Source organism: Mycobacterium sp. (assembly GCF_050701515.1).
GTDB lineage: Bacteria > Actinomycetota > Actinomycetes > Mycobacteriales > Mycobacteriaceae > Mycobacterium.
Genome location: NZ_JBOGDB010000151.1, coordinates 1 through 11,922 on the forward strand (window position 1 = coordinate 1; position 11,922 = coordinate 11,922).

The 11,922-nt window shown below is 66.4% G+C and carries 13 protein-coding genes; 9 read left to right on the forward strand and 4 right to left on the reverse strand.

The window, feature by feature from the left end; genetic code table 11:
• Together ACRDU5_RS12890 and mftR are read right to left on the reverse strand one after the other, a co-directional pair.
• Positions 1 to 313, reverse strand: a 313-nt coding sequence (locus ACRDU5_RS12890) for an RNA polymerase sigma factor (RefSeq protein ID WP_526614937.1), incomplete at its 3' end; no start/stop codon positions are given.
• A 53-nt stretch (positions 314 to 366) separates the two neighbouring features.
• On the reverse strand, positions 367 to 978 hold the full coding sequence (gene mftR, locus ACRDU5_RS12895) for a mycofactocin system transcriptional regulator MftR (RefSeq protein ID WP_526614948.1): 612 nt from the start codon (positions 976 to 978) through the stop codon (positions 367 to 369).
• 93 nt (positions 979 to 1,071) lie between these two features.
• On the opposite strand from mftR, the gene mftA reads away from it, so the two are divergent.
• The 7 genes from mftA to mftG all read left to right on the forward strand — a co-directional run bounded on the left by mftA (position 1,072) and on the right by mftG (position 7,582).
• Positions 1,072 to 1,167, forward strand: a complete 96-nt coding sequence (mftA, locus tag ACRDU5_RS12900; RefSeq protein ID WP_526614938.1) for a mycofactocin precursor MftA — start codon at positions 1,072 to 1,074, stop codon at positions 1,165 to 1,167.
• On the forward strand, positions 1,152 to 1,445 hold the full coding sequence (mftB, locus tag ACRDU5_RS12905) for a mycofactocin biosynthesis chaperone MftB (protein WP_526614939.1): 294 nt from the start codon (positions 1,152 to 1,154) through the stop codon (positions 1,443 to 1,445). The genes mftA and mftB overlap by 16 nt, the downstream gene beginning before the upstream one ends.
• Positions 1,442 to 2,650 (forward strand): mycofactocin radical SAM maturase, encoded by a 1,209-nt coding sequence (gene mftC / locus ACRDU5_RS12910; RefSeq protein ID WP_526614940.1) that lies wholly within the window; start codon positions 1,442 to 1,444, stop codon positions 2,648 to 2,650. Before mftB ends, mftC begins: the two co-directional genes overlap by 4 nt.
• Positions 2,651 to 2,653: 3 nt before the next feature.
• Positions 2,654 to 3,838, forward strand: coding sequence for a pre-mycofactocin synthase MftD (gene mftD / locus ACRDU5_RS12915; protein ID WP_526614941.1), 1,185 nt, complete (start codon positions 2,654 to 2,656; stop codon positions 3,836 to 3,838).
• A 136-nt stretch (positions 3,839 to 3,974) separates the two neighbouring features.
• Positions 3,975 to 4,721 carry a mycofactocin biosynthesis peptidyl-dipeptidase MftE gene (mftE, locus tag ACRDU5_RS12920; RefSeq protein WP_526614942.1) on the forward strand — a complete coding sequence of 249 codons (747 nt, stop codon included), beginning with the start codon at positions 3,975 to 3,977 and terminating at the stop codon, positions 4,719 to 4,721.
• A complete protein-coding gene (gene mftF, locus ACRDU5_RS12925) occupies positions 4,718 to 6,130 on the forward strand; it encodes a mycofactocin biosynthesis glycosyltransferase MftF (protein ID WP_526614943.1) in 1,413 nt (470 codons plus the stop codon). The genes mftE and mftF overlap by 4 nt, the downstream gene beginning before the upstream one ends.
• Positions 6,131 to 6,139: 9 nt before the next feature.
• On the forward strand, positions 6,140 to 7,582 hold the full coding sequence (gene mftG, locus ACRDU5_RS12930; protein WP_526614944.1) for a mycofactocin dehydrogenase MftG: 1,443 nt from the start codon (positions 6,140 to 6,142) through the stop codon (positions 7,580 to 7,582).
• Here the strand turns inward: mftG and ACRDU5_RS12935 are convergent.
• Positions 7,478 to 9,160: an MFS transporter gene (locus tag ACRDU5_RS12935; protein ID WP_526614945.1), complete on the reverse strand. Its 1,683-nt coding sequence runs from the start codon at positions 9,158 to 9,160 to the stop codon at positions 7,478 to 7,480. The two genes, mftG and ACRDU5_RS12935, sit on opposite strands and share 105 nt — an antisense overlap.
• Positions 9,161 to 9,251: 91 nt before the next feature.
• Between ACRDU5_RS12935 and ACRDU5_RS12940 the strand changes: the two genes are divergently transcribed.
• Complete coding sequence (locus ACRDU5_RS12940) at positions 9,252 to 9,914, forward strand: TetR/AcrR family transcriptional regulator (protein WP_526614946.1); 663 nt, start codon at positions 9,252 to 9,254, stop codon at positions 9,912 to 9,914.
• On the opposite strand, the gene ACRDU5_RS12945 is transcribed toward ACRDU5_RS12940, so the two are convergent.
• Complete coding sequence (locus ACRDU5_RS12945; RefSeq protein ID WP_526614947.1) at positions 9,880 to 11,130, reverse strand: cytochrome P450; 1,251 nt, start codon at positions 11,128 to 11,130, stop codon at positions 9,880 to 9,882. The genes ACRDU5_RS12940 and ACRDU5_RS12945 overlap by 35 nt on opposite strands.
• A 257-nt stretch (positions 11,131 to 11,387) precedes the next feature.
• Here ACRDU5_RS12945 and ACRDU5_RS12950 point away from each other — a divergent pair.
• Positions 11,388 to 11,922: carboxylesterase family protein (locus ACRDU5_RS12950; RefSeq protein ID WP_526614949.1), on the forward strand; the 535-nt coding region annotated here is incomplete at its 3' end.

Sequence of the window (11,922 nt, forward strand, 5' to 3'; positions counted from 1 at the left end):
GTTCGGCGTCCCACTCGTCTGCTGGCTCGACCGGTTCGGGCAGTTCGGCGACCGGGACGGTGAACCGGTCGTGCCGCCGGCGGTAGTGATCGGCCAGCTTGTGCCGCGCCACTCCGATCAGCCAGGGCACCGTCATCGGCGGCGGAGCTTCCTTTCGCGCGGCGTCCATTGCCGCCAGAAAGGTTTCCGATGTCAGGTCTTCGGCGGCTCCGCGGTCACCGCAGCGTCGGACGAAGTATCCGTACACGACCGGCAGTGCGTCGTCGTACAGCGCCAACAGCGCCGTCGGAGCGTCGCGCTGATCTGAGCTCACACCCTTATCGTCGCCGTTGGGGCCCGAACTCCGACGCCCAATCAAGAATTCTTCTAACGACCACGTCGGTCCAGTGCCTTCAGCCCGTCGCTCACCGTGTCGAAGGCATCGCCGAGCGCTTGGGCCAGCGACACGGACTCGTCGGCCAGCCAGTGCTCGTAGGCCGACAGCGCCACCCCGAGCATCGTCCAGGCCACCGTCTGCGGCACCAGGTCGCCGGCCTTGGCGCCCAGCCTCCCTGCGACGAACGCGGCGACCACCGCGCGCCACCCGGCATACATCGTCATCGAGTAGGCCTGCAGCGCCGCGGTCTGCAGGATGACGCGCATCCGCTGCCGGTGCCGGGCGGTTTCCGCCTCGTCGAAGTTGTTGAACGCCAACAGCGCTGTCCGCAAGGCGTCGCCGATCGGCACATGGGGGTCCAGGTCGTCGAGCAGATCGCGCATGTGCTCCAGATGCGCGTCGAAATCACCCCACGGCAGCGCGTTCTTGGATGGGTAGTACCGAAAGAGGGTGCGGCGCGCGATCCCGGCGGCATGGGCGACGTCGTCCACGCTGACCTCGTCGAAGCCACGGGCGGCGAACAAGTCGATGGCGACATTGCTGATGTGGTCCCAGGTCGTGGAGCGACGCCGGCCCACCCGGCGCTCGGAACCCGGCCTCATATCAACCCCACGCTTCCGTTCTGGCACTCGATGCCATATTATTGCGATCTCGATCACAATTGTCGAGATCCTTTGCAAAGAAAGGTGCGGCAGATGGAACCGAATGAGCAGGCCGAGACGGACACCGAGCTCGTCACCGAGACTCTGGTCGAAGAGGTGTCGATCGACGGGATGTGCGGGGTCTACTGACCGTGACGTTCGATCCGGACGTCAGCTGGCGGCTGCATCATCAGGTGGCGGTGCGGCCCGAGCCTTTCGGCGCGCTGTTGTATCACTTCGGCACCCGCAAGCTGTCGTTTCTGAAGAACCGGACCATCGTGTCGGTGGTCAACTCGTTGACTGACCATCCCGACGCCCGATCCGCTTGTCGCGCCGCCGGAATCGACGACGCGGCGCAGGCGCCGTATCTGCACGCGCTGGGTGTGCTGGCGCAATCGAAGATGCTCATTCCGGGGGAGGACCGATGACATCCACGCAACCGGTGCCCCGGCTCGTCGAGCAGTTCGAGCACGGGCTTGATGCGCCGATATGCCTGACCTGGGAGCTCACCTACGCCTGCAATCTGGCGTGCGTGCACTGTCTGTCCTCGTCGGGTAAGCGCGATCCGCGCGAGCTGTCCACCCGGCAATGCAAGGACATCATCGACGAGCTCGAACGCATGCAGGTGTTCTACGTCAACATCGGCGGCGGCGAACCGACTGTGCGGCCGGACTTTTGGGAGCTTGTCGATTACGCCACCGCGCACCACGTCGGGGTGAAGTTCTCCACCAACGGTGTGCGCATCACGCCCGCGGTAGCAGCCCGGCTCGCTGCCAGCGACTACGTCGACGTGCAGATCTCGCTCGACGGTGCGACCGCGGAGGTCAACGATGCCGTCCGGGGGCCCGGTTCGTTCGCGATGGCGATCCGGGCGCTGGAGAACCTCGCAGCGGCCGGGTTCAAAGACGCCAAGATCTCCGTCGTCGTCACCCGTCACAACGTCGACCAGCTCGACGAATTCGCCGCGCTGGCAGCGCGTTACGGTGCCACGCTGCGCATCACCCGGCTGCGTCCGTCGGGCCGCGGTGCCGATGTCTGGGACGAACTGCACCCGACTGCCGAGCAGCAAGTGCAACTGTATGACTGGCTGGTGGATCGCGGCGACCGCGTGCTCACCGGCGACTCGTTCTTCCACCTGTCGGGGCTCGGCGCGCCGGGAGCACTAGCCGGGCTCAACCTGTGTGGTGCGGGCAGGGTGGTCTGCCTGATCGACCCGGTTGGTGACGTCTATGCCTGCCCGTTCGCCATCCACGATCGCTTCCTGGCCGGAAACATCTTGTCCGACGGTGGTTTTGACAATGTGTGGAAGAACGCTCCGCTGTTCCGTGAGCTGCGGGAACCGCAGTCGGCCGGGGCGTGCAGTAGCTGTGGTCACTTCGACAGTTGCCGGGGTGGCTGCATGGCCGCCAAGTTCTTCACCGGCCTGCCGCTGGACGGACCCGATCCGGAATGCGTCGAGGGTTACGGCGCCCCGGCTCTGGCTCGCGAGCGCAACAAACCACGACCGAGCGTCGATCACTCTCGCGGCACCAAATCCGGTCCGGTGCCGCTGAAACTGACGGTCCGTCCGCGCATTTCAGATGTCGCCGCCGGTGCGGCTCCGGCCCGGCTCTGCAACGAAAGTCCGGTCTAAGTCATGGCGCGTGACACATGGTTCGAAACCGTGGCCATCGCCCAGCAGCGGGCCAAGAAGCGACTGCCCAAATCGGTGTATGCCGCGCTGATCGCCGCGAGCGAGAAGGGCATCACGGTAGCCGACAATGTCGAGGCGTTCGGCGAGCTCGGCTTCGCGCCGCATGTGATCGGTGCGATCGAGAAGCGCGAACTGTCAACAACCGTTATGGGCCAAGATATTTCACTGCCGGTGGTCATATCTCCGACTGGAGTTCAGGCGGTCCATCCCGATGGTGAAGTGGCGGTCGCCCGGGCCGCTGCTGCACGTGGCACCGCGGTGGGGCTGTCGTCGTTCGCCAGCAAACCCATCGAGGAGGTGGTGGCCGCCAATGGCAAGACGTTCTTCCAGGTGTACTGGCTAGGTGGCAGGGATGCGATTGCCTCCCGGGTCGAACGTGCCCGCGCGGCCGGTGCCGTCGGCCTAATCGTCACCACCGACTGGAGCTTCGCGCACGGCCGTGACTGGGGCAGCCCCAAGATCCCCGAGCACATGGACTTGCGTACGACGGTTCGGATGCTTCCGGAGGGCCTCACCCGGCCACGGTGGTTGTTGCAATGGGCGAAGACTTTCCGCCCGCCGGACCTGCGGGTACCCAACCAGGCACCGCTGGGCGAGCCTGGACCACCGTTCTTCGCCGCATACGGCGAGTGGATGGCCACGCCGCCGCCCACCTGGGAGGACATCGCCTGGCTCCGCGAGCTGTGGGGCGGACCGCTCATGCTCAAGGGTGTGATGCGCGTCGATGACGCCAAACATGCTGTCGACGCGGGTGTTTCGGCGATTTCGGTGTCGAACCACGGCGGCAACAATCTGGACGGGACACCGGCGTCGATCCGCGCCCTGCCGCCCATCGCGGAAGCGGTGGGTGACCAGATCGAGGTGCTGCTCGACGGCGGCGTCCGGCGCGGCAGCGACGTGGTGAAGGCGCTGGCCCTCGGTGCGCGAGCGGTCATGATCGGCAGGGCGTATCTCTGGGGGCTGGCTGCTGAGGGTCAGGACGGTGTCGAGAACGTTCTCGACATCCTCCGCGGCGGCATCGACTCGGCGATGATGGGTCTTGGTCGCGCCTCGGTGCACGATCTGGTCGCCGGCGATGTGGTGGTGCCGCCGGGCTTCATCCGGGCGCTGGGCGTGCCGGACGCCTGAGCATCGGTTCGCCTACCAGCCAAATTGGCGGCGAAGAACCCATGGCAGGAGACACCGACGTGAGTAGCCGAGAAGTGTCGCGGCAAATTCCCGGAAAACAATATCTCCGCATGCGCCAACAACCGGCGCACGGCAGGTGAATTCGTCCTACGATCGGCGGGTGGCTTTCCTCAGCGAGCTTGGTAACTCAACCTCGAGGCAGCTGCACAGTCTGTCACCCGCGTTGGTTATCCCAGTCGGTTCAACCGAACAGCATGGACCTCACCTGCCGCTTGACACCGACACCCGGATCGCCGCAGCCGTCGCGCGCGCGGTTGCTGAGCGGTTGGCGCAAGCCGATCATGACTCCGGCTGGATGCTCGCGTCGCCGATCGGTTACGGAGCCAGCGGCGAACACGAGGGCTTTCCCGGCACGGTGTCGGTCGGCACCTCCGCGCTGCGGCTTTTGCTGGTGGAGTTCGGCCGATCGGCCGCGAGCTGGGCGCGCCGCCTGGTCTTCGTCAACGGGCACGGCGGCAACGTCGAGGCGCTGGCCGAAGCGGCCGCGCTGCTCAGGTTTGAGGGGCGCAATGTCGGATGGTGCTCGTGCAGCGCGGAGAGCGCCGACGCCCATGCCGGACACACTGAAACGTCTGTATTGCTACATATTTCACCGGACGACGTGCGGACCGACGAGCTGGCCCCGGGCAACAGCGCCGCGCTGGCCGAGCTGATGCCGGCGATGCGCAGCGGCGGCGTGGCGGCGGTGACCGCGCTGGGCGTGCTGGGCGACCCCACGACGGCCACCGCAGCCGAGGGAGCACGCCTGTTTGCCGAGATGGTGGACGGATGCGCCGGCCGCATCATGCGCTGGACGCCCAACCGCGACGGGATGCTGCTATGAACCAGCCGCGGCTGCCCGACGGGTTCGCCGTGCAAGTGGATCGCCGGGTGAAGGTGCTTGGCGAGGGGTCGGCTCTGCTCGGCGGATCCCCCACCCGTCTGCTGCGGCTGGCTCCCGCCGCGCAGACCATGCTCAACGGCGGCCGGCTCGAGGTGCACGACGCACTCAGCGCGCAGGTGGCCCGCACCCTGCTCGATGCCACGGTCGCGCATCCGCGGCCGGCCAGCGGCCCGTCACACCGCGATGTAACTGTCGTTATCCCGGTGCGGGACAACGTTTCCGGAGTACGCCGCCTCCTTTCGGCATTGCGTGGCATGCGCGTGGTGGTAGTGGACGACGGCTCTGCCATCGCGATCCAGGAGGCCGACTTCTCGGGCATGCACTGCGACGTCCAGGTGCTACGCCAGCCGCGCAGCAAGGGGCCGGCGGCTGCCCGCAACAAGGGAGTGGCGGCATGCTCCACCGATTTCGTGGCTTTCCTCGACTCCGACGTCGTGCCCCGGCGGGGCTGGCTGGAAGCGCTGCTCGGCCACTTCTGCGATCCCGCAGTGGCTTTGGTAGCACCACGCATCGTCAGCATGGAGCAATCCGACAACCTGGTGGCCCGATATGAGGCGGTGCGGTCATCGCTGGACCTGGGTCAGCGGGAAGCGCCCGTGGTGCCGTACGGGACCGTTTCCTACGTGCCAAGCGCGGCCATCATCTGCCGTCGTACCGTGATGAACGAGGTGGGCGGATTCGACGAAACGCTCAAGTCCGGTGAGGACGTCGACCTGTGTTGGCGGTTCATCGAAGCCGGGGCGCGGCTGCGGTACGAGCCGATCGCATTGGTCGGCCACGATCACCGGACACAATTGCGAGAATGGTTCGCGCGCAAGTCATTCTATGGCGAATCGGCGGCGCCGCTATCGGTTCGTCATCCCGGCAAGACGGCGCCGCTGGTGATTTCCGGATGGACGTTGGTGGTCTGGATCCTGCTGGCCATGGGCTCCGGGATCGGCTACCTGGCGTCGATGGTGGTGGCGACGATCACCGGCCGACGGATCGCGAAGTCGCTGAATACCGTCGAGACCGAGCCGAAGGAAGTAGCGGTGGTCGCCGCACAGGGCCTCTGGTCGGCCGCGTTGCAGCTAGCCTCGGCGATCTGCCGTCACTATTGGCCGATCGCGTTGATCGCGGCGCTGTTGTCGCGGCGGTGCCGGCATGCGGTGCTGGTCGCCGCGATCATGGATGGCGTAGTGGACTGGGCGAATCGTCACGGCAACATCGACGACGACTCGAAGCCGGTCGGGTTTGTCAGCTATCTGCTGTTGAAGCGGCTCGACGATATCGCATACGGAACCGGCTTGTGGACCGGCGTCGTTCGGGAACGCCACTTGGGCGCCCTCAAGCCGCAGATCCGGACCTGAAGCAGCGCCTTGCACAGCGATGTGCTGGTCGTCGGCGCTGGCAGTGCCGGATCCGTTGTGGCCGAACGTCTTTCGGCAGATTCCAACTGCCGTGTCACCGTCGTGGAGTCGGGGCCGGGGCCCTCGGACCCACGGGTGCACGCTCAGATCACCGACGCGTCGCGGATGCCGATCGGAGCCGCCAGCTCGGTCGTACGTCACTACGTGACGACGCTGACCGACGCACCAAAGCGGCGCGGGCACGTGATGCGGGGTGCGGTGGTGGGCGGATCGGGGGCCGTGAACGGGGGCTACTTCTGCCGCGGGCTGCCCGAGGACTTCGACCGGTGGGGCGTGCCGGGCTGGTCATGGGACGATGTGCTGCCGCACTTTCGCGCCCTCGAAACCGACCTGGACTTCAACGGCCCGCTGCACGGGTCCGATGGTCCGATACTTGTGCGTCGAATCGCCGAATTCGATGGCTGTACAGCATCGTTCGTTCGCTCGGCGACCGAGATGGGCTACGGATGGGTACCCGATCTCAACGGCGCCGCGCCCGCGCATCCACTGCCGCCCGGAGTTGGCGCGGTACCGCTGAACATCAACGGCGGCAGTCGAATCGGACCCGGCGGCGCCTACCTGCAGCCCGCGATCGAACGAACCAATTTGACTTTGGTGGCCAACACCCGGGTGACACGCATCCGGATCGAGAACGGACGAGCCGTCGGTGTCGACTCGGTCGGCGCGGACGGGCCAGACAACCTGACCGCGGATCGGATTGTGCTGTGCGCCGGAGCAATCGGCACCGCGCACCTGCTGATGCTTTCCGGCATCGGCACCGAGGAGACATTGGGGCCCGCGGGCATTCCGATGGTGTCGAACTTGCCGGTGGGTGTCCGGTGTAGCGACCATCCGGAGTTTGTGTTGCCGGTGGACTGGACGCCCACCCACGACCTGCCGCCGCTCGAGGCAACCCTCACGACCCCCAACGGGCTGGAGATCAGGCCGTACACTCGTGGGTTCGGCGCAATGGTGGGGGGAACCGGCAATGATTCTGTGGATCCCGCTGATCGGCCGCACATCGGGGTGGCGTTGATGCAACCGCGGTCGCACGGCAGGGTCAGCCTGGCATCCGCCGACCCCGAGGTGCCGCCAACTATCGAACACCGCTACGACAGTGAACCGCTCGATGTGGCGACGTTGCGTGCCGGCGCGGAGCTCGCGCGCGAATTGGCGTCGTCCACAACCAGAGTCGAGCAACCGTCGTGGTCGACGTCGCAGCACCTGTGTGGCACCGCTCCGATGGGCCTCGACGACGACCCGGCGGCGGTCGTCGACGAACGGTGCCGTGTCCGCGGCATCGAGGCGCTATGGGTGGTCGACGGTTCGATCCTGCCGAGCATCACCAGCCGTGGCCCGCACGCCACCATCGTGATGCTGGGCCATCGGGCCGCCGAGTTCATCAGGAGTTGAATCGCCCCGGCGCGTGAGCCGGCGCACCACCGGTAGTTGGCGGCCGTCGCGGCCCGGCGACCAGACCGCGACGAATGCCGCCGCCACGGTCAGCGCGATGGCCAGCACGATCAACGACGTGTTCATCGACCGAAGGAACGCGTCATTGGCCAACTCCGCCAATCGCGCGCCCTGCGGGCCCATCTGCTCTGCGACGGCTAGAGCGTGGGCGAGCGAATCTAGAGCTGCGCCACGAACCTGCTCGGGAAAGGCGCCGAGCGCGGGTGCGAGGTGGTTGTGGTACTGGGCTGCCACCACCGACCCGACGACCGCGATGCCGATCGCGGCACCGACTTCCCTCGTCGCGTCGTTGACCGCAGAAGCGACGCCCTGCTTTTCGTCCGGAACGGCGTGCATGATCGCGGTCGTCGTCGGCGCCGTGCACAGGCCGATGCCTATTGCGGTGATTAGGAACGGCACCACCATGTGGGCGTAGGGCGAGTCGGCTTCGAGCGTGCACAAGCTCAGCAACCCGCCCGCGATGAAGAGCAGGCCAAGCGTCACCGACAGCCGCAGACCTATCTTCGGGAGGTAGAGATGCATCGTGGCACCCAGTATCAGAATGGGTAGCGCTACCGGCGTCAGAGCGAACGCGGTGTGCAGCGGGCTGTAGCCGAGAATCAGCTGCATGTACTGCATTGCGACAAAAAAGAATCCGAAGTTCGCGAAGAACAGAAAGGTGATGGCGACCGACCCGATGGCGAAGGCCGGTCTGCTGAACAACCGGACGTCGAGCAGCGGATGTCTGCGCCGCAGTTGCACGACCGCGAATGCGGCGGCCAATGCGATGCCCGCGGCCATGCAGCCCCAGACGATCGGGTGGGTCCATCCGCGTAGGGGCGTCTCGACAACGCCGAGCACGAATATCGCGACGGCGCCGCCGATGAGCACGGCTCCGATCCAGTCCACCGGCGTTGCGGTTTCGTCCCGCGACGACGCGATCGTGCACGTCAGGATGAACATGCCGACGCCGGCGGCGGTGAACGCCCAGAAGATCGACTGCCAGGACCAGAAGTGCAGCAGAATGCCCGTTCCGAGAAACCCGAACACCGCGCCGGAGCTGGCCACGCCCGCCCAGATGCCAACGGCCTTGTTGCGTTCGGATCTTGGGAAGGCCGCGGTCAACAGCGACAGTGTCGCGGGCATGATGAATGCCGCCCCTATCCCCGCGACCGCGCGGGCGACGATGATCTGGACCGGGCTATCGAAGAACATCGGGGCCGCTGACGCGACCGCGAAGATGCCCAGTCCGGCCAGCAGGGCGCCGCGACGGCCGTATCGGTCGCCGATGGCGCCCGCCGGCAGCAACAGGCAGGCCAGCACCAGGGTGTACCCATCGACCACCCAGGTGAGCTGTCCCTGGGTCGCATTGGTCTGCAACGCGATATCGGGAAGCGCGGCGTTCAGCGCGACCATCGAGGTGATCACCAGCAACACATCGACACTCGCGACGGTCAGCAGCCAGAAGCGGCCGCGCTTCGACAACCGGCTGATGCTGGCGTCGATAAGTTGATCGGACCGGTCGAGGGTGTCGACCATCGTCGCCGCTCTCCTTCGGTTGGTATTTTCGAGACTAACAGTCTCGTTCCGAGACCGATAGTCTTGTTCTGGTAGGGAGGTGGGTTGAACGATGACCGGCGGGCGTAACGACCCGCGGCCGGCGCGATCGCGGGCCCGTCTGCTCGATGCCGCAACCGCGCTACTGCGTTCGGGGGGCCCAAGCGCGGTGACCGTCGATGCGGTCACCCGTGCCGCCAACGTAGCCCGTGCCACGCTGTATCGCCACTTCCCCAGTGGGAATGATCTGCTGGCAGCGGCTTTTCACGCGTTGATCCCACCCGCGCCGACGCCGCCGGAGGAAGGCTCGTTGCGCGACCGATTGATCGCGTTGGTGCAGGCGCAGGCCGAATTGATCGCCGAGGCACCCGTCACCCTCACCGCCATGTCGTGGCTGACCCTCGGCGGCGATTTGGAACGGTTGCCGGGCGCCCGGCACCGTGGTTCGTCGGACAGCCCCGAAGTGCGCACACTGCGGGAACGGGTCGCCGAACAGTACGCCGCGCCGTTCGAGGCGATTCTCGGCAGCCCGCAAGCGGTCGCCGAACTTGGCGACGTCGACCGCACCAAAGCGGCGGCATTACTGCTCGGCCCAATCGCATTGGGAAAGCTGTCCACATTGCCGGACTTCGACTATCGCGAGATTGCGGTCGCAGCAGTCGACGGCTTTCTAGCGACCCACCGCAAGAAGACCAACCGGATCAGCGCAGCGAGTAGCGAATCGGCAGGTGTTTGAGTCCGCCGACGAAGACCGTCGCCGACAGTTCGGGTTCGCCGGCCAGCTCGATCGACTCCAGCCGCGGTACCAACTCCCTGTAGAGGCTGTTCATCTCCATCCGCGCCAATGCGGCACCGAGACAGAAATGCACGCCGTAGCCGAACGCCAAGTGCTTATTGGGATCGCGGCCCACGTCGAATCGGAAAGGGTCGGTGAAAATCTCCTCGTCCCGGTTTCCGGAAACGTAAGCAAGGTAGACGGATTCGCCCTTGGCGATGGGCTGTCCCCGGACGGCGGTGTCCTCGGCAGCTGTGCGCATGAATTCCTTGACCGGCGTTGTCCACCGAATCATCTCCTCGACGGCGGTCGGCATCAGATCGAGGTTGTCGCGCAACCGCTCCAGCTCACCGGGGTTCTCGATGAGCGCCAGTAGCCCTCCGGAGATGGCGTCCTTGGTGGTGTCGTGGCCGGCGCTGGCGACGATCACGTAGTACGACGCGGTATCCACGTCCGACAGCGGCTCGCCGTCGATCCGGCCATTGGCGATCGCCGACGCCAGGTCCCCGGTGGCGTGTTCGCGTCGTGATGCGGTCAGTTTTGAGAAGTACGCGAAGAAGTCGAGCAGGATCTCCATCTGCTCCTCCGGCGTGGTGCCACGCTTGTACTCCTCATCGTCGCCGCCAAACATCTCTTGGGTGAGCTTGTGCATGCGCGGGAAGTCGTCCTCGGGCAGGCCGAGCAGCGACATGATCACGTACAGCGGGAAATTGACGGCGATCTCCTCGACGAAGTCACACTCCGGGCCGATGTCGCGCATCCGGTCCACATAACGCTTGGCCAGCTCGTCGACCCGTACCTTGAGATCTCGCATTGCCTTAGGGCGGAACCAGTCTGCGCCGATCGCGCGCACCTTCCGGTGATGCGGGTCGTCCATGTGGATCAGGGTGCGCAGGCCCATTCCGGCGTCCAGCTGCGCCCGGGCCAGGTCGTCGGCCTCGGCGGTCACCAGCACCGGCCGGGGTTCGGACAGGAACAGATTGTTGTCGCGCTCGATGGCCATGATGTCGGCGTGTTTGGTGATCGCCCAGAACGGCCGATACGGCGGGTTGTCGACCCACGCCACCGGATTGTTCGCCCGCAGGTGGGTGAGCGCATTGTGCAATCGGGCATCGTCGGCGTATGCCGTCGGATCGGCCAATACCTTCGCGGATTCGTCCATTGTGGGCGTGCTCATCGAGTCTCCTGCGGGGGTTGGGCGGGAACTTGACGGGTGTCAACTCTACAGTCTAGGTGATCGCCGTCACTGTGAGGGTGGTGTTTGATTCGATCCGCGGCGTGGGCTGCGTAGGCTCGGACTTCGTGCAGCCGGGGACGACTCGGGGACTGCGGGTGGTCCTGCTCGTCGTGCTGGCGGCCGTGCTGACAGTCGCGCTCGGCCGGGTCGTTGGCGGCACACCGAGCGCAGGCGGCCCGGAGGTCCCCGCGGCCCCGGTGACCAACCCGCCGCTGGCGCAGACGGATCCGGAGCTAGCGCGGACCGCCACGGGCATGGTGCGCGGCGTCGTCGAGCCCGATCACCGGTTGTTCGCCGGGATCCCTTACGCCGCACCGCCTCTCGGGCCGTTGCGTTGGCAACCGCCCGCGCCCGCGCCGCCCTGGTCGGGGGTCCGCGATGCCACCCGCCCCGGACCGCGGTGTATCCAGGAGCCGGGCGGCGATCCCGAATTCGGTCGGCAATCCGACGAGGACTGCCTGACCCTCAACGTGTGGACACCGGCGACGCCGGGCAGCCCGCGGCCGGTAATGGTCTGGATCCACGGCGGCTCCTTCGTCAGCGGCAGCGGTGGCATGGTCGACCCCCGGAGGTTTGTCACGCGGGGCGACATCATCGTCGTCACCATCAATTACCGGCTCGGCGCGCTGGGCTTCCTGGCCCATCCGTCGCTCGGGCCGGCCGGAGACGTCGGCAACTACGGGCTGGCCGACCAGCAGGCCGCGCTGCGCTGGGTGCGCGACAACATCGCCA